Source organism: Flavobacterium sp. (genome assembly GCF_050696275.1).
Classification (GTDB): Bacteria; Bacteroidota; Bacteroidia; order Flavobacteriales; family Flavobacteriaceae; genus Flavobacterium.
Genome location: NZ_JBOGUT010000001.1, coordinates 302,603 through 319,787, shown reverse-complemented (window position 1 = coordinate 319,787; position 17,185 = coordinate 302,603). Strand labels below are relative to the sequence as shown.

The window sequence follows — 17,185 nt, the reverse complement described above, 5'->3', positions numbered from 1 at the left end:
ATAGGGTTTGTGATAACAAAAAAGTCCCTCACTAACGTGAGGGACTCTCTAAAGAAAGGCGGCGACATACTCTCCCACAGGATTGCAGTACCATCTGCGCAGGCGGGCTTAACTTCTCTGTTCGAGATGGGAAGAGGTGAGCCCCGCCGCAATAACCACCTTAAGGCGTTTTTGCAAGGGTGAATGATATAAAATCAATCAACATTACACAATATCTTAACATACTGAGATAAATAATCATATTTTAGAAAGTTTCTTCTCTCTCGTATCCTCAAAAAAGACGATACGAGAGAGAGGACGTACATAAGCTTACGGGTTATTAGTACTACTCGACTATGACATTACTGCCTTTACATCTATAGCCTATCAACGTGGTCATCTTCCACGACCCTTAAAAGAAATCTCATCTTGTGGTGGGTTTCGCGCTTATATGCTTTCAGCGCTTATCCCTTCCCAACGTAGCTACTCTGCGGTGCTCCTGGCGGAACAACAGATACACCAGAGGTTAGTCCAATTCGGTCCTCTCGTACTAGAATCAGATCCACTCAAATTTCTTGCGCCCACAGTAGATAGAGACCGAACTGTCTCACGACGTTCTGAACCCAGCTCGCGTGCCACTTTAATGGGCGAACAGCCCAACCCTTGGGACCTTCTCCAGCCCCAGGATGTGACGAGCCGACATCGAGGTGCCAAACCCCCCCGTCGATATGAGCTCTTGGGGGAGATCAGCCTGTTATCCCCGGCGTACCTTTTATCCTTTGAGCGATGGCCCTTCCATGCGGAACCACCGGATCACTATGCTCTACTTTCGTACCTGATCGACCTGTATGTCTCTCAGTCAAGCTCCCTTATGCCATTGCACTCTACGCACGGTTACCAAGCGTGCTGAGGGAACCTTTAGAAGCCTCCGTTACTCTTTTGGAGGCGACCACCCCAGTCAAACTACCCACCAAGCAATGTCCCCCACATTATGGGGTTAGACCTCAGATAAGCAAAGGGTGGTATTTCAACAATGACTCCACAACGCCTGGCGACGCCACTTCATAGTCTCCCACCTATCCTACACATCACTTATCCAAGACCAATACTAAGCTATAGTAAAGGTGCACAGGGTCTTTTCGTCCCACTGCGGGTAAACGGCATCTTCACCGTTACTACAATTTCACCGAGCTCATGGCTGAGACAGTGTCCAGATCGTTACACCATTCGTGCAGGTCGGAACTTACCCGACAAGGAATTTCGCTACCTTAGGACCGTTATAGTTACGGCCGCCGTTTACTGGGGCTTCAATTCAATGCTTCTCCGAAGATAACATCTCCTCTTAACCTTCCAGCACCGGGCAGGTGTCAGGCCCTATACTTCATCTTACGATTTTGCAGAGCCCTGTGTTTTTGATAAACAGTCGCCTGGACCTCTTCACTGCGGCCAGCTTGCGCTGGCGACCTTTCTCCCGAAGTTACAGGTCTATTTTGCCTAATTCCTTAGCCATGAATCTCTCGAGCACCTTAGGATTCTCTCCTCGACTACCTGTGTCGGTTTACGGTACGGGTACTTATAATCTAAGTTTAGAGGTTTTTCTTGGAAGCCCTTAGGTACACTATCTCTTTGGCCGAAGCCTCCGAGTACTATCGCATTTCACCAGTCCCAGCGGATTTGCCTACCGGGCCTATAGTTAGGTGCTTCAACGAACTATTCCGTCAGTTCGCGGTACTTTCATCACTCCGTCACCCCATCACAATTATAAGTAGTACGGGAATATTAACCCGTTGGCCATCGACTGTCCCTTTCGGGTTCGCCTTAGGACCCGACTAACCCGCAGCTGATTAGCATAGCTGCGGAAACCTTAGTCTTTCGGTGTGCGGGTTTCTCGCCCGCATTATCGTTACTTATGCCTACATTTTCTTTTCTAACCGGTCCAGCATACCTTACGATACACCTTCAACCCTGTTAGAATGCTCCCCTACCACTTGTATTTACATACAAATCCATAGCTTCGGTAGTATACTTATGCCCGATTATTATCCATGCTCGTCCGCTCGACTAGTGAGCTGTTACGCACTCTTTAAATGAATGGCTGCTTCCAAGCCAACATCCTAGCTGTCGATGCAGACAAACCGCGTTCTTTCAACTTAGTATACATTTGGGGACCTTAGCTGATGGTCTGGGTTCTTTCCCTCTCGGACTTGGACCTTAGCACCCAAGCCCTCACTGTTAGTGAACATTATATAGCATTCGGAGTTTGTCAGGAATTGGTAGGCGGTGAAGCCCCCGCATCCAATCAGTAGCTCTACCTCTATATAACTTTATAACTAACGCTGCACCTAAATGCATTTCGGGGAGTACGAGCTATTTCCGAGTTTGATTGGCCTTTCACCCCTACCCACAGGTCATCCGAAGACTTTTCAACGTCAACCGGTTCGGACCTCCACTATGTGTTACCACAGCTTCATCCTGCCCATGGGTAGATCACACGGTTTCGCGTCTAACACTACTGACTAAAGCGCCCTATTCAGACTCGCTTTCGCTACGGATCCGTGACTTAATCACTTAACCTTGCCAGCAACGTTAACTCGTAGGCTCATTATGCAAAAGGCACGCCGTCACCCCACGAAAGGGCTCCGACCGCTTGTAAGCGTATGGTTTCAGGATCTATTTCACTCCGTTATTCACGGTTCTTTTCACCTTTCCTTCACAGTACTGGTTCACTATCGGTCTCTCAGGAGTATTTAGCCTTAGCGGATGGTCCCGCCAAATTCAGACAGGGTTTCACGTGCCCCGCCCTACTCAGGATACCACTATCCTTATCTTCTCTTACTTATACGGGACTATCACCCTCTTTGGTTAACCTTTCCAGGTTATTCTAATTCAATCCGCAAGAAATATCGTGGTCCTACAACCCCAACAATGCCGTAACATCCTTGGTTTGGGCTAATCCGCGTTCGCTCGCCACTACTTACGGAATCACTTTTGTTTTCTTCTCCTCCGCCTACTTAGATGTTTCAGTTCAGCGGGTTTGCCCATCTATCGATGTGACATGTCTTCAACATGCCGGGTTGCCCCATTCGGATATCTACGGATCAATTCGTGTGTGCCAATCCCCGTAGCTTTTCGCAGCTTATCACGTCCTTCTTCGCCTCTGAGAGCCTAGGCATCCCCCATACGCCCTTATTTTGCTTATTGTACTTTCAATTACTACTATAAATAGCAGCAATTTGTGTTCTTTCTACTTTTTAAATGTTTTTTTATCTCAATATGTCAATGAACGGTTGTCCCTTATGGAACCAGTGGAGAATAACGGAGTCGAACCGTTGACCTCCTGCGTGCAAGGCAGGCGCTCTAGCCAGCTGAGCTAATCCCCCGTATTTTTAGTGCCAGTCAACAGTTTTCAGTTAACTATACTTCAAACGGTCACTCAACCTCTAAAATTTCCTTTTCATAAGCTTAAAATAGTAGTCCCGCCCAGACTCGAACTGGGGACCCCTACATTATCAGTGTAGTACTCTAACCAGCTGAGCTACGAGACTCTGTTTTTTGCTTATGTGTATTATTTGAATTAACAGCAAGAGTAAAAAGAACCTTAGTTTAATTAAAAACAAATCATTCTCTAGAAAGGAGGTGTTCCAGCCGCACCTTCCGGTACGGCTACCTTGTTACGACTTAGCCCTAGTTACCAGTTTTACCCTAGGCAGCTCCTTGCGGTCACCGACTTCAGGTACCCCCAGCTTCCATGGCTTGACGGGCGGTGTGTACAAGGCCCGGGAACGTATTCACCGGATCATGGCTGATATCCGATTACTAGCGATTCCAGCTTCACGGAGTCGAGTTGCAGACTCCGATCCGAACTGAGAACGGTTTTGTAGATTCGCTCCTGCTTGCGCAGTGGCTGCTCTCTGTACCGTCCATTGTAGCACGTGTGTAGCCCAAGGCGTAAGGGCCGTGATGATTTGACGTCATCCCCACCTTCCTCACAGTTTGCACTGGCAGTCTTGCTAGAGTTCCCGACATGACTCGCTGGCAACTAACAACAGGGGTTGCGCTCGTTATAGGACTTAACCTGACACCTCACGGCACGAGCTGACGACAACCATGCAGCACCTTGTAAATTGTCCGAAGAAAAAACTGTTTCCAGTCCTGTCAATCTACATTTAAGCCTTGGTAAGGTTCCTCGCGTATCATCGAATTAAACCACATGCTCCACCGCTTGTGCGGGCCCCCGTCAATTCCTTTGAGTTTCATTCTTGCGAACGTACTCCCCAGGTGGGATACTTATCACTTTCGCTTAGCCACTCAGATTGCTCCGAACAGCTAGTATCCATCGTTTACGGCGTGGACTACCAGGGTATCTAATCCTGTTCGCTACCCACGCTTTCGTCCATCAGCGTCAATCCATTAGTAGTAACCTGCCTTCGCAATTGGTATTCCATGTAATCTCTAAGCATTTCACCGCTACACTACATATTCTAGTTACTTCCTAATAATTCAAGATCTACAGTATCAATGGCCGTTCCATCGTTGAGCGATGGGCTTTCACCACTGACTTATAAACCCGCCTACGGACCCTTTAAACCCAATGATTCCGGATAACGCTTGGATCCTCCGTATTACCGCGGCTGCTGGCACGGAGTTAGCCGATCCTTATTCTTACAGTACCGTCAAGCTCCCTCACGAGGGAGTGTTTCTTCCTGTACAAAAGCAGTTTACAATCCATAGGACCGTCATCCTGCACGCGGCATGGCTGGTTCAGGCTTGCGCCCATTGACCAATATTCCTCACTGCTGCCTCCCGTAGGAGTCTGGTCCGTGTCTCAGTACCAGTGTGGGGGATCTCCCTCTCAGGACCCCTACCCATCGTAGCCTTGGTATGCCGTTACCACACCAACTAGCTAATGGGACGCATGCTCATCTTGTACCGTTGGAACTTTAATAATCAAATGATGCCATTTAATTATACTATGGGGTATTAATCCAAATTTCTCTGGGCTATCCCCCTGTACAAGGTAGATTGCATACGCGTTACGCACCCGTGCGCCGGTCTCAGTATCCGAAGATACCTACCCCTCGACTTGCATGTGTTAAGCCTGCCGCTAGCGTTCATCCTGAGCCAGGATCAAACTCTTCATCGTATATTGTTTGAAGTCGAGATAAATCTCTTCTTCTGTTTTTGATGATCTAGCTTTAATTAAAATCTTACGATTCCTCTTACTCTCTTTTTCTTTGTCTTTAAACATCGCTGCTTAAAAACGGCTGTCAATTCAATATGTCTATGAACGTGTCTTCTTGTTTGTCTCGCCTCTCATTCGATTAGCGGGTGCAAAAGTAGAACTCTTTTTTTAATTACCAAAACTTTTTGAAACTTTTTTTTGAGAAAATTTTCTTTCCGTTTTAATGTCATCATGTTTAAGAACTCCCTGTCTTGCGGGTGGCAAAGATAGAATCTTTATCCTTTACAATCCAAATCTTTTTTTAACTTTTTTTCAAAGTTTTTTTTCGATTTGTTTTCCAGATTTCTAATGAACTTCTCGCTGATTGCGGGTGCAAAAGTAGCAACTCTTTTGACATTTCCTAACCTTTTTTTCATCTTTTTTTAATCTTTTTTTTACCACCCTGAAAACCCGAACGTTACACATCCAACTTTTTTGACCTACAACAACCCTTTTTGCCAATTCTACCCTTCAAAGGGGTAAACCAGGGCGCAAACCTGTCCTTCACCCATAGACCAAAAACAGAAAATATCCTTAAAAATAGTTCTGCAATGCCCAAAAAAGGGGTTCGGACGTCCTTAAAGCGGGTGAAAAAACGTCAGCAAACACTTTGAAAGGACCAAAAACCAATTGTTGGGCGCTTTGCTTTTCACAAAACAAGGGTTTGCTATTCCTTAAAGAGGGTTGTTTCGTGCATAAGGCCGTTTTGGAACACTATATATAGGTGCAAAACCATACCTTATTTATATAGGAGGAAAATACAACATCAATCAAAAGCAATACTCCTTATATATATAGGTGCTTTGAAAAACAAAATCCCATCAAACAGCAAAAACCGCGTGAGGGATCGAAGTGGAAATCCTTTTATGAAGCACAGCGTAATAAAAGATTGAAACGAAGTGCCCGACCCGAACACAAAATAATCCCCTAACCAAACGAAGCGGCCGTGAGGGACACGCCAAAAATGAAGGCATAAAAAAACACCATATCGCTATGGTGTTCGTTTGTATTAGTTTTGGTTTTGAGCTTCCTTCTCTCTTTCCTCTTTCATGATTCTGAGCTTTTCGCGCCATACTTTGGCCAGCTCGGTGTAATTCATATCTATTTTAGCAGCCTGCTTTGGCAATCGGCCATCGGTGAAGGCTTTGTATAGTATCCCTTCGATAAGGAAATCTTCAGAGACATTATAGGGATCGAATTTGGTTTTAAGGTTGATGTCGAATAAACGGGCTGTGTTATTTGACCAGAATGCTTTCCATCCGCTTTTTAAGTTCTTAATCAGATCGAAAGTGGACGACCCGGTTTGCCTGTGGATAAGCTTTACTAATATCTGACCGTCTTTGCGGCTTAGTTTTTTTAGCTGTTCTTCAAATTCGTTGGTCAGGTAGTTTTCAACTAACTTAAAGTATTTCTTTTTATCTCTTTCCGATTTGAGCGTTTTCATACCGTTTGTAAGTGCCGTCAGTCTATCAGCAGCTATTTTAGCAAATGGGTACGTTTTCATAACCCTCCTTTGCAGGATTAAAAACCGTTTTCTCTCTTCGGCAGATTTGATATTATACCTATTAGAGACATAGACTTCTTCCAGCTCTATAGGAATGTTAGCGATCGTGTCGTATCCGACAAGAGGCTTTTCGACTTCAACAGTGTCCTTTTCTACAACTTGGGCACTAGTTGCAAGTCCAATAAAAAATATAACAATTGCTAATTGTATGGATTTCATAGTCGATTTAAAATTTCATCAAAAATATATAATTATTAATCAACTGTGATACCAAATTTATAAATTAGCAAAAAAATATTTTATGGCATCAAAATCGATACTAAACAAAGCTTCTCTTACATTTCTTGAAAACTACCTTAACAATGCTGCTCCAACAGGATTTGAACAGGAAGGACAGAAACTTTGGATGGATTACCTACAACCTTATGTGGATACTTTTATAACAGATACTTACGGAACGGCTGTTGGAATTATTAACCCAGACGCACCTTATAAAGTCGTTATTGAAGGCCACGCAGACGAAATTGCCTGGTATGTAAACTATATTACAGACGACGGATTGATATATGTGATTAGAAATGGTGGTTCAGACCATCAGATTGCGCCTTCGAAGAGAGTCAACATTCATACTAAAAACGGAATTGTGAAAGGTGTTTTTGGCTGGCCGGCTATTCATACTCGAAATAGAGCCAAAGAAGAGCAGTCGCGTGTGGACAATATTTTCATCGATTGTGGCTGTTCAACTAAAGAAGAAGTGGAAAAACTAGACATCCATGTAGGTTGTGTGATTACCTATCCGGATGAATTTATGATTTTGAACGAGAATAAATTTGTTTGTCGCGCCATCGACAACAGAATGGGAGGTTTTATGATTGCCGAAGTAGCCCGTCTTTTGAAAGAAAATAAAAAGAAACTTCCTTTTGGATTGTATATAATAAATGCTGTTCAGGAAGAAGTAGGTCTTCGCGGTGCCGAAATGATTACCAAAACCATTCGCCCGAACGTTGCTATTGTTACCGATGTTTGCCACGATACTACTACTCCAATGATTGATAAAAAGATTGAAGGAGACTTAAAAATAGGAAAAGGACCAGTCATTGCTTATGCTCCGGCTGTTCAGAATAAACTAAGAGAATTAATTGTAAATACTGCCGAAGAGAAGAAAATCCCTTTTCAGCGTCATGCGTCATCCCGCGTAACGGGAACCGATACCGATGCTTTTGCTTACAGTAACGGTGGTGTAGCATCAGCTTTAATCTCTTTGCCTCTGCGTTATATGCATACCACAGTCGAAATGGTGCATCGCGAAGACGTGGAAAATGTGATTAAACTGATTTATGAATCTTTATTGAAAATTGAGAACAACGAAACATTCTCTTATTTTAAATAGTATAAAATAAAAAAAGCATCATTATCACTGCATAATGGTGCTTTTTATCCCTTGAAATTTTACTTTCTTTCCGCTTCTATTATATTGTCTTCCCTTAATTTACTGCAATAAGATTTAATGCCTGTGTATCATCTGAGATTTTATATTCCGTAATTTGGATATCTTCTCTAATGATTTCTTCCATTGTTCTGCCTGATTTGTCGAAAGCTACATTATCAATAACCACATCAAATGATGGTTTATCATAAATTAGATTAAAATCCAACGCTTGTGTTTCGTTTGTAACATTGTTTTCTATCATTTCGTTATCCTCTGCAATTGTTTCGTCTGTTGTTTTTGCAACTAAAGCAGGTAAACTATTCTCGATAGCTACAAAATCCAGCGCTTGCGTTTGGTTTGAAACATTGTTTTCGGTAATCGCATTGTCTTCTGTAATAACTTCTTCTACTGTTTTTTCAGCTCTATTAGAAAACATTCCTTCAGCGGCTTCTATTCTCATTGAAGTTAATTGACCGCTAACTTCATTCTTCATATAGTGAAATGCAGTTGAATTACCAGGTTTCAATTGATTGGAAACTGTTGTGTTTGGAAAATTTTCTTCTTCAAAAAAATGAATATTGTTCAGTAAAGAAACCGGACTTTCATTTTTAAAAGCTTTTACTTCTCTTTTTACACCATAAGGACCTTCACTAACATTGGTTAAAACGACCATGGCAACTGTTAAATTAAATACTAGACTTTTCATGATGATTGATTTTTTATTGTTGTTTTTAAAAGCATATAATAATATCCTATACAAATATATATCTAAAAAAAGGTATCTTGTTTTGCATAGTACTAAAATTAACAGTATTTTAACATTTAAATTGGAATCGTACTTTGAGTATTAGGAGCCATAACTTCTTCTGTTTCCTTCATTTACGTCCTGCTGTTCGCTGTATCTCCTTCGGTTACCAACCTTCAGGAGGATGCCGCTTCCATCAGGGCTAAAAATCATAACCTTTTTATAATTATTGTTTTTTTTATATATTTACGTTAAACAATTACAAAAATGCAATCAAAAGCGCAAACAGTTGCCGAATATCTAACCGAACTTCCCGAAGAACGCAAAAATGCTTTTAACCAACTTCGAAACGCCATTCTAGACAACCTACCTAAAGGATTTGAAGAATGTATGACTTATGGCATGGTTGGTTATGTTGTTCCTCATTCAATATACCCTAATGGTTATCATTGTGATCCTAAACTTCCGCTAGGATTTGCTGCCATCGCATCCCAGAAAAACTTCGTCGCTTTGTATCATATGGGTATGTACACGGATCCTAAAATATTGAATTGGTTTGTTGAAGAATTTCCAAAACACAGCAAATACAAATTAGATATGGGAAAATCCTGCATTCGGTTTAAAAAATGGGATGCTATCCCTTTTGATCTAATCGCTGAGCTAATGCAGAAAATTTCGGTAGAAGATTGTATCAATAATTACGAATCCGGTTTAAAAAAATTAAAATCAACCTAAAATCAAATACTATGAAAATCATTAAGAAAATTGTTTTAGCATTAGTAGCCCTTGTTGTAATTATTGCAATTGCCGGTTTATTTATGAAAAAAGACTATGCTATAGAAAGAGAAATTACAATAAACCAACCGAAAGACAGTATTTTTAAGTTTGTAAAGCAGGTGAAAAATCAGGATCAATTTAGCGTCTGGAACAAAATGGATCCGAACATGAAGAAAAACTATACGGGAACTGACGGAACCGTAGGCTTTATTTACGGCTGGGAAAGTCAAAACGAAAATGTAGGTACAGGAGAACAGGAAATTAAAAAAATTGCCGAAGGAGAAAGAGTAGATTTTGAATTACGATTTAAAGTACCAATGGAGTCCAAAGGGAATGCTTATATCGCAACTGAAGCAATTTCTCCAACACAAACCAAAGTAAAATGGGGTTTCACCGGCACTATGCCTTATCCATGGAATGTCATGATGCCAATTATGGGCATGGATGAAATGATTGGTAAAGATTTACAAGGAGGTCTTGATAACCTAAAAGGTGTTTTAGAGAAAAAATAATCTTTAGAAATACTAAATAAAAAACCGCCTTGTTATCCAAAGCGGTTTTTTTTATCAGATTTTTTAAATTTATGCTTTTTTAAGCAAAGCCAATGTATCTGTTGCATTAGACATCTCAGCATATTTAACAGCTGTTAAACCTCTTTCGTCTTTAGCTTCAATTCTTGCCCCTTTTTCAAGCAATACTTTTACAATCTCCGCTTTATTGTAACGAGCAGCAAGCATTAATGGTGTTAATCCGTCAGAAGATTCATTTACATCTGCTCCGTACTCGATAAACTTTTTAACAGTTTCCAAGTCTCCTTTAATAATGGCAGAGCAAAGTGGTGTTGGTTTAAAAACAATTTCTACATTGTCTTTAACTACAAGATTTGAATTAGATGCAAAAGAAACATTTGCAAAAGCTACTAGAGCTAAACCTAAAATAATGACTGTTTTTTTCATGATGACTTATTTATTTGATTAATGATTACACAGTAGACGCTTCCGATTATATTTCGTTACAGAAATTTCTGGTTATAACATATCTTTAACATTTGACATGTTTTTTAGACACTACTGTTTGAAGTTGCAAAGAACAAAAAAACCACGCAGTGCGTGGTTAGTATATCTTTAAAATTGGGTTATCTTATTTGTTTAAGAAAGCCAAAACATTTTTCTCAATTCGTTCGTTGATATTTGATATATCTGCCTTTACGAAGGATTCTCCCAAGATATTTTCAAACAATTCAATATAACGTTCTGAAACAGAAGCTATATATTCTTCTGACATTTCAGGAATCTGTTGTCCTTCTTTCCCTTGAAAACCATTGGCAATTAGCCACTGACGAACGAATTCTTTAGATAATTGCTTTTGATCTTCACCTCTATCCTGTCTTCCCTGGTAGCCATCAGCATAAAAATAACGGGAAGAATCCGGTGTGTGAATTTCATCAATCAAAACAATTTTTCCTTCTTTGGTTTTACCGAATTCATATTTGGTATCTACCAAAATCAATCCTCTGGAAGCTGCAATTTCAGTTCCTCTTTGGAATAAGGCTCTAGTATATTTTTCTAAAACGATATAATCCTCTTCCGATACAATCTCTTTAGCTAAAATCTCCTCTCTTGAAATATCTTCGTCGTGCTCACCATTATCTGCTTTTGTAGATGGCGTAATTATAGGTGTCGGAAATTTATCATTTTCTTTTAAACCTTCCGTTAATGCAACACCACAAAGCATTCTTTTTCCCAACGCATATTCACGAGCCGCATGACCTGAAATATAACCGCGTATAACCATTTCTACTTTGAAAGGTTCACATAAATGACCTACAGCTACATTAGGGTCCGGAGTAGCAATTAACCAATTCGGAACAATATCTTGAGTAAGTTCCATAAATTTTGTAGCAATCTGATTTAAGATCTGACCTTTATAAGGAATCCCTTTAGGCATTACAACATCAAAAGCAGAAAGTCTGTCTGTAGCAACCATGACCAAAAGATCATCATTAATGTTATATACTTCTCTTACTTTGCCGTGGTAGACTGATTTTTGATTGGGAAAATTGAAATTAGTAGTTGTAATCGTGTTCATTGTTGTGTTGTTGTTTGTTTTGCCTGTTCGGCATTTTGCCTCGAGTGTACAAAAATAAGTTGTTTCACAGAGATACACAAAGATTCACAGAGATATACAAAAAATTATTTTTTCAGTGTTTGGATTAAATCGGTTAGTATGGAAAGCCCTTTGTTTTCTACTTTATGAATGATTTCAAAGTCTTCTACATTATTTGAATTGAGAAAAATAATTTTTACTTCACTTCCATTAATTTCAATATTCTTAATTTTTGACAATGGAATTTTATATTTACTTCCTACTTCTCTTTTCATATAAATAAAGGCTGCAAACACTAAAAGAATCAATCCTATAGGAATGCTCCCGCTTTTAGCTCTGGCAACCGACAAAGCAACCAAACAAAGTAATACTAAAATAAAAGCATAAAATTTAAGCCCTTTTACAGTGTTTTTTCTAATTGTTTTTGATGATTTCTCTTCAATTGCTGCAGTTTCCGACCAGTTTCCAGAATTTGTTAAAAATAAATTTTCATCATTTATATTCACATATCCGCTATCGTATTTAAAATACTCTTTCATTTTAAAATTTATTTTACAGTAAGACGTCGTGTATCATCACAAAAATGAAGCGAAAAACAGGGAAGAACCCATGCTTTTCGCTTCAAAAAATGCAACAACTTAGCTACTCTGTAACTCTGCTCCTTTTTTAATCGTTATTCTCAATCTGCTTGTAGGCATCAATTACTTTTTTTACCAATCTATGGCGAACAATATCTTTATCATCAAGGTAAATGATACCAATTCCATCCACATCTTTTAAAACCAGAATCGCTTCTTTCAGTCCGGAAATTGTTCTGCGAGGTAAATCTACCTGTCCAGGATCACCTGTAATCATAAATTTGGCGTTTTTTCCCATACGGGTTAAAAACATTTTCATTTGAGAATGGGTGGTGTTTTGCGCTTCATCCAAAATCACAAAAGCATTATCAAGTGTCCGACCACGCATAAATGCCAATGGAGCAATTTGTATAATTCCTTTTAATATATAATCATCGAGTGTTTGCGGAGGCAGCATATCACGCAATGCATCATACAAAGGCTGCATGTACGGATCCAGTTTTTCTTTCATATCACCTGGTAAGAAACCTAAGTTTTCCCCTGCTTCTACCGCCGGACGCGTTAGTATAATTCGTTTTACCTGCTTTTCTTTCAATGCTTTTACTGCCATAGCGACACCTGTGTAGGTTTTACCTGTTCCGGCCGGTCCAACAGCAAAAACCATATCGTTCTTAATCATCATATCAACCAGCAACTGCTGATTAGGCGTCATAGCTTTAATTAATTTTCCGCCAATACCATGAACCAAGATTTTATCGTGATCCGCCATACGTTCCTCTTCTCTGGAATCGCTCAAAATTACCCTATCAATCACATTAGAATCGATATTATTGTAGCGGGTAAAATGCAGCATCAAACGGTTGAAACGTTTTTCAAACTCGTCAAGCTCTTCTTTTTCTCCAAAAGCTTTCAGCGTCGTTCCTCTAGCCACGATTTTCAACTTTGGATAATACCTTTTAATGGTTTCAAGATGAGTGTCTTGTGCGCCCCAAAATTCCTTCGGAGCAATATCTATTAATTCTATGATACGTTCGTTCAAAAGTTGGAAGTTTTTAATTAGAAATAAATTCGTTTTGTTTCTCTCAAATCTACTAAATTTACCGAAACATTTCAGGAATAGTTATAAACAAAATAATGTCAATAATTACACTTACCACCGATTTTGGCTTGAAAGATCACTTTGTAGGTGCGCTTAAAGGAAAAATAATTTCAGAATACCCTGAAGTTCAAATTATTGACATCTCTCATGACGTTGACTTGTTTAATATTTCGGAAGCCAGTTATATCATTAATGCTTCTTACAGCAGTTTTCCAAAAAAAACAGTTCACATTATAGGTATTGACAGTGAGCGAAACAAGGAGAACAAACATATTGCCATTCAATGGAACGACCATTTTTTTATTTGTGCCGATAACGGTATTTTAAGTATTCTGACGCAAAAAATCGTCCCCCAGAAAATTGTCGAAATCAACATTCACGATCGACTGCCGGAAGGTTCAACAGACATAGATGTATTTGTAAAAGTAGCCTGTCATTTAGCTAAAGGCGGTGCTTTGAGTGTTATAGGCAAGGAAATACAGCAGATAAAAATCGTAAATGAACTGCAAGCTGTGGCAGCTTCAGATCTGAATAGTATTAAAGGCTATGTCGTTTACATTGATCATTATGGGAATTGCGTGACCAATATTTCAAAGAAAATGTTTAACGAAATAGGCAAAAACCGTTCTTTTGAGATTAAATTTGGCACAAAAAACATCAAGAAAATACATTCAGGCTATTCTGATTTTAAAGTTTCTGAAAAATATACCTTAAAAGATTACGAAGGTGAAAAGCTTGCTATCTTTAACGAAGCCGGTTTTCTGGAAATTGCCATATACAAAAGTAACCCGCAAACGGTTGGTTCTGCTAAATCTTTGTTAGGACTGAAATATAGGGATGTGATTTCGATACTATTTAATTAGATTTGCTTCGGATTTTATAACCTGATTCTTTTTAAACAGTAAAAAAAATTTAAACAAAATGTTTGTACGTATAGTAAAACTAAGCTTTCATGAAGAAAATATTCCCGCCTTTCTGGAAAATTTTGAACAAATGAAAGATAAAATCCGAGGTGCAGCAGGAAATCAATTTTTGGAATTATACCAAGACAAAAACAATCCTTGCATCTTCTTTACTTACAGTTATTGGGAAACTGAACAGGATCTGGAAAATTACAGAAATTCAGAATTGTTCTATGACGTCTGGACATTTACAAAAAAACTGTTTAACGACAAACCTGAAGCATGGAGTGTAGATAAATTAGTAAGTTTGCATTAATTTCTATAATAACAACGAATAAACAATAAATGAAAGCCATACTTTTTAAAGAATTCCGTTCCTTTTTTGGTTCGCCTATAGGATATCTGGTGATTGCTATTTTCCTATTACTAAGCGGGCTGTTCTTATGGGTTTTTGAAGGTGACTATAATATTCTGAATTCAGGATTTTCAGACATGACCCCATTTTTCACCATCGCTCCCTGGATCATGCTTTTCCTGATTCCTGCTGTCACAATGCGTAGTTTTTCCGATGAAAAGAAACAAGGAACTATGGAATTACTGCTCACAAAACCCTTATCGCTTTGGGAAATTGTAAACGGAAAGTTTCTAGGGGCTTTTCTATTGCTGATTATTGCTATAATTCCAACATTAGTTTATGTAAAAGTAATTTACGATTTGGGCTTGCCGGAAGGAAATATAGATTTCGGAAGCACATTAGGGTCTTACTTTGGATTATTATTTTTAATGGCCTCTTACACTGCTATCGGGATTTACACTTCAACGCTTTCTGACAATCAGATTGTTGCATTTATTATCTCGTTTTTTTTATGTTTTGTCCTGTATTTCGGATTCCAGGGCATATCTACTTATCCTGCTTTTGGGGATTACGGAAACCTGATTGCTTCATTAGGAATGGACTACCATTTTAAAAGTATGAGTCGTGGTGTTATTGACACTCGTGATGTCATTTATTTTGTAAGTATTACCACTTTATTTTTATCATTAACTGTTTACAAATTAAAATCATACAAATTGTAATGGTACCAATCAAAAAAAAGAGCTTAAAAAATTTGTGGCTGACCATTGCCGGTTTAGTAATTATTAACGGTATAGGAAGCCAGTTTTTCCATAGATTCGATTTAACTCATGATAAGCGCTATACCTTATCCGAAACTTCTTTACAGATTATAAAAAACATCAAAGAACCTTTATATATAGATGTTTTCCTTGAAGGAAATTTTCCGGCTGAATTCAAACGACTACAATCTGAAACCAAGCAGATACTGGACGAATACAAAGCCTATAATCCAAATATCATATACCAATTCGTAAATCCACTGGAAAATCCGGAAGAAGCAGATGCTGTAATGAAGTCATTTTTGCAGCGTGGTTTGACACCTGTAAATGTAACTGTTGATGACAAAGGAAAACAATCAAAAGAAGTGGTTTTTCCTTGGGCAATCGCAACGTATAAGAATAAAAGCACCAAATTACCCCTGCTTAAAAATCGTTTAGGCGCCTCTACAGAACAAAAAGTCGTAAGTTCAGTACAACACCTTGAATATGCTCTTACTGACGCTTTTAATAAAATCACCACCGAAAAGAAAAAGAGAATTGCCGTCATCAAAGGAAACGGAGAATTAGAAGATATTCTAAAAGCCGATTTTCTAACTACAATCAGAGACAGTTATTATATTGCTCCTTTTACATTGGACTCGGTTTCTAAAAATCCTGCCAAAACGCTAAAACAGATACAAGAATATGATTTAGCACTGATTACAAAGCCAAAAGAAACTTTCTCAGATGAAGAAAAACAGGTTTTGGATCAATTTATAATGAATGGCGGTAAAACACTCTGGCTTTTAGAAACCGTAAACATTGAAATGGAAAGCCTGAACAAATCCGGAAGCGCATTGGCTTTCCCAATGGATTTAGGTTTAAATGATATGTTTTTTAAGTACGGATTCAGAATCAATCCTGACATCCTCAAAGATATGTATGCAACGCCTATTGCGCTGGCTTCAGGAAATAGAGGCAACGAAACACAATATCAGAATTACTTCTGGTTTTATGCGCCGTACATCACTCCCAACGGGAAACATCCTATAGTAAATAATCTTGACGGGCTTAAACTTGATTTCGCTAATTCAATCGATACAATTAAAAACGGCATTAAAAAAACAGTCCTTCTGCAGACTTCACCTTATTCAAAAAAAGTCGGAGCTCCTGTTGAAGTCGATTTGAAAATGGTAAATGAAAAGCCTCAGCCTGAAGACTTTCCGGAAGGAGGAAATATTCCTGTAAGCGTTTTATTGGAAGGAAAATTCTTTTCCGTATTTGAAAACAGAGTACTGCCGTTTAAAGATGCCGGCTTTAAGCCAAAAGGGAAAGAAACTAAAATGATTGTTGTATCAGACGGCGATGTCATCAAAAATCAAATGGATAAAGATGGCCAGCCTCTTGAATTAGGTTTTGACAAGTGGACAAATCAAATGTATTCCAATAAAGAATTTTTGATGAACTGTGTCAATTATCTGCTCGATGATAACGGACTTATTAACATTCGAAGCAAAGAAGTTGATTTACCATTGTTAGACAAAGAAAAAGTATATGAAGATTACACGTATACACAATTCCTAACTATTGGATTACCATTGGTATTACTGCTAATTTTCGGCTTAGCAATAACATACATCCGTAAAAGACAATTTGGTCGATAGTTGTTGATAAAATTGTTTTCAATACTGATTAGTTTACGATATATTTGTAAAATATAAAAAATGTCTTCAAAATTTGAGACACAAGA

General features: G+C 38.9%; 14 protein-coding genes, 2 tRNA genes and 3 rRNA genes. 7 read left to right on the top strand and 12 right to left on the bottom strand.

Translation table 11 applies throughout. The features are described 5' to 3' along the window. Positions 1-53 precede the first annotated feature (53 nt). The 7 genes from rrf to ACRDEC_RS01380 form a co-directional block, all read right to left on the bottom strand. Positions 54-163 (bottom strand): 5S ribosomal RNA (gene rrf, locus ACRDEC_RS01410). A gap of 136 nt (positions 164-299) precedes the next feature. Beyond that, positions 300-3,180 (bottom strand): 23S ribosomal RNA (locus ACRDEC_RS01405). 105 nt (positions 3,181-3,285) lie between these two features. Continuing rightward, positions 3,286-3,359 (bottom strand) — tRNA-Ala (locus ACRDEC_RS01400). A 91-nt stretch (positions 3,360-3,450) separates the two neighbouring features. Continuing rightward, a tRNA-Ile gene (locus ACRDEC_RS01395) sits at positions 3,451-3,524 on the bottom strand. An 84-nt stretch (positions 3,525-3,608) separates the two neighbouring features. Continuing rightward, positions 3,609-5,122: ribosomal RNA gene (locus tag ACRDEC_RS01390) — 16S ribosomal RNA — on the bottom strand. The 16S, 23S and 5S rRNA genes sit together here with 2 tRNA genes alongside, the layout of an rRNA operon. A 314-nt stretch (positions 5,123-5,436) precedes the next feature. Beyond that, on the bottom strand, positions 5,437-5,577 hold the full coding sequence (locus ACRDEC_RS01385) for a hypothetical protein (protein ID WP_431496541.1): 141 nt from the start codon (positions 5,575-5,577) through the stop codon (positions 5,437-5,439). Positions 5,578-6,209: 632 nt separating this feature from the next. After that, positions 6,210-6,923 carry a DUF4294 domain-containing protein gene (locus tag ACRDEC_RS01380; RefSeq protein WP_431496540.1) on the bottom strand — a complete coding sequence of 238 codons (714 nt, stop codon included), beginning with the start codon at positions 6,921-6,923 and terminating at the stop codon, positions 6,210-6,212. A gap of 82 nt (positions 6,924-7,005) precedes the next feature. Between ACRDEC_RS01380 and ACRDEC_RS01375 the strand changes: the two genes are divergently transcribed. Continuing rightward, positions 7,006-8,094 carry a M42 family metallopeptidase gene (locus ACRDEC_RS01375; RefSeq protein ID WP_431496539.1) on the top strand — a complete coding sequence of 363 codons (1,089 nt, stop codon included), beginning with the start codon at positions 7,006-7,008 and terminating at the stop codon, positions 8,092-8,094. Positions 8,095-8,188: 94 nt separating this feature from the next. Here ACRDEC_RS01375 and ACRDEC_RS01370 read toward each other — a convergent pair whose 3' ends face one another. Next, positions 8,189-8,839: a hypothetical protein gene (locus tag ACRDEC_RS01370; protein ID WP_431496538.1), complete on the bottom strand. Its 651-nt coding sequence runs from the start codon at positions 8,837-8,839 to the stop codon at positions 8,189-8,191. A gap of 306 nt (positions 8,840-9,145) precedes the next feature. Here ACRDEC_RS01370 and ACRDEC_RS01365 point away from each other — a divergent pair, with 306 nt between their 5' ends. Both ACRDEC_RS01365 and ACRDEC_RS01360 read left to right on the top strand, forming a co-directional pair. Then, positions 9,146-9,613, top strand: coding sequence for a DUF1801 domain-containing protein (locus ACRDEC_RS01365; RefSeq protein WP_431496537.1), 468 nt, complete (start codon positions 9,146-9,148; stop codon positions 9,611-9,613). A gap of 11 nt (positions 9,614-9,624) precedes the next feature. Continuing rightward, positions 9,625-10,167, top strand: a complete 543-nt coding sequence (locus ACRDEC_RS01360) for an SRPBCC family protein (protein WP_431496536.1) — start codon at positions 9,625-9,627, stop codon at positions 10,165-10,167. Positions 10,168-10,236: 69 nt separating this feature from the next. Here the strand turns inward: ACRDEC_RS01360 and ACRDEC_RS01355 are convergent, their stop codons facing one another. The 4 genes from ACRDEC_RS01355 to ACRDEC_RS01340 all read right to left on the bottom strand — a co-directional run bounded on the left by ACRDEC_RS01355 (position 10,237) and on the right by ACRDEC_RS01340 (position 13,378). Beyond that, positions 10,237-10,611: an ankyrin repeat domain-containing protein gene (locus ACRDEC_RS01355; RefSeq protein ID WP_431496535.1), complete on the bottom strand. Its 375-nt coding sequence runs from the start codon at positions 10,609-10,611 to the stop codon at positions 10,237-10,239. Between the two features lie 184 nt (positions 10,612-10,795). Beyond that, positions 10,796-11,743 carry a phosphoribosylaminoimidazolesuccinocarboxamide synthase gene (locus ACRDEC_RS01350; RefSeq protein ID WP_431496534.1) on the bottom strand — a complete coding sequence of 316 codons (948 nt, stop codon included), beginning with the start codon at positions 11,741-11,743 and terminating at the stop codon, positions 10,796-10,798. A 104-nt stretch (positions 11,744-11,847) separates the two neighbouring features. Then, entirely contained in the window at positions 11,848-12,300 is a 453-nt protein-coding gene (locus ACRDEC_RS01345; protein WP_431496533.1) for a hypothetical protein, read from the bottom strand. 127 nt (positions 12,301-12,427) lie between these two features. Further along, positions 12,428-13,378 carry a PhoH family protein gene (locus ACRDEC_RS01340; RefSeq protein ID WP_431496532.1) on the bottom strand — a complete coding sequence of 317 codons (951 nt, stop codon included), beginning with the start codon at positions 13,376-13,378 and terminating at the stop codon, positions 12,428-12,430. 95 nt (positions 13,379-13,473) lie between these two features. Between ACRDEC_RS01340 and ACRDEC_RS01335 the strand changes: the two genes are divergently transcribed. The 4 genes from ACRDEC_RS01335 to gldG are packed head-to-tail and all read left to right on the top strand — an operon-like array spanning position 13,474 to position 17,099. Then, on the top strand, positions 13,474-14,301 hold the full coding sequence (locus ACRDEC_RS01335) for an SAM hydrolase/SAM-dependent halogenase family protein (RefSeq protein WP_431496531.1): 828 nt from the start codon (positions 13,474-13,476) through the stop codon (positions 14,299-14,301). Between the two features lie 58 nt (positions 14,302-14,359). Then, positions 14,360-14,656, top strand: a complete 297-nt coding sequence (locus tag ACRDEC_RS01330) for a putative quinol monooxygenase (RefSeq protein ID WP_431496530.1) — start codon at positions 14,360-14,362, stop codon at positions 14,654-14,656. Between the two features lie 29 nt (positions 14,657-14,685). Beyond that, positions 14,686-15,417 carry a gliding motility-associated ABC transporter permease subunit GldF gene (gene gldF / locus ACRDEC_RS01325; protein ID WP_431496529.1) on the top strand — a complete coding sequence of 244 codons (732 nt, stop codon included), beginning with the start codon at positions 14,686-14,688 and terminating at the stop codon, positions 15,415-15,417. Further along, positions 15,417-17,099, top strand: coding sequence for a gliding motility-associated ABC transporter substrate-binding protein GldG (gene gldG / locus ACRDEC_RS01320; protein WP_431496528.1), 1,683 nt, complete (start codon positions 15,417-15,419; stop codon positions 17,097-17,099). The genes gldF and gldG overlap by 1 nt, the downstream gene beginning before the upstream one ends. Positions 17,100-17,185 lie beyond the last annotated feature (86 nt).

Coding starts and splice junctions, on each gene's coding strand:
- ACRDEC_RS01375 (WP_431496539.1), top strand. CDS start 7,006: ATGGCATCAAAATCGATACTAAACAAAGCTTCTCTTACATTTCTTGAA.
- ACRDEC_RS01385 (WP_431496541.1), bottom strand. CDS start 5,577: ATGAAAAAAAGGTTAGGAAATGTCAAAAGAGTTGCTACTTTTGCACCC.
- ACRDEC_RS01360 (WP_431496536.1), top strand. CDS start 9,625: ATGAAAATCATTAAGAAAATTGTTTTAGCATTAGTAGCCCTTGTTGTA.
- ACRDEC_RS01350 (WP_431496534.1), bottom strand. CDS start 11,743: ATGAACACGATTACAACTACTAATTTCAATTTTCCCAATCAAAAATCA.
- gldF (WP_431496529.1), top strand. CDS start 14,686: ATGAAAGCCATACTTTTTAAAGAATTCCGTTCCTTTTTTGGTTCGCCT.
- ACRDEC_RS01370 (WP_431496538.1), bottom strand. CDS start 8,839: ATGAAAAGTCTAGTATTTAATTTAACAGTTGCCATGGTCGTTTTAACC.
- gldG (WP_431496528.1), top strand. CDS start 15,417: ATGGTACCAATCAAAAAAAAGAGCTTAAAAAATTTGTGGCTGACCATT.
- ACRDEC_RS01380 (WP_431496540.1), bottom strand. CDS start 6,923: ATGAAATCCATACAATTAGCAATTGTTATATTTTTTATTGGACTTGCA.
- ACRDEC_RS01345 (WP_431496533.1), bottom strand. CDS start 12,300: ATGAAAGAGTATTTTAAATACGATAGCGGATATGTGAATATAAATGAT.
- ACRDEC_RS01335 (WP_431496531.1), top strand. CDS start 13,474: ATGTCAATAATTACACTTACCACCGATTTTGGCTTGAAAGATCACTTT.
- ACRDEC_RS01355 (WP_431496535.1), bottom strand. CDS start 10,611: ATGAAAAAAACAGTCATTATTTTAGGTTTAGCTCTAGTAGCTTTTGCA.
- ACRDEC_RS01330 (WP_431496530.1), top strand. CDS start 14,360: ATGTTTGTACGTATAGTAAAACTAAGCTTTCATGAAGAAAATATTCCC.
- ACRDEC_RS01365 (WP_431496537.1), top strand. CDS start 9,146: ATGCAATCAAAAGCGCAAACAGTTGCCGAATATCTAACCGAACTTCCC.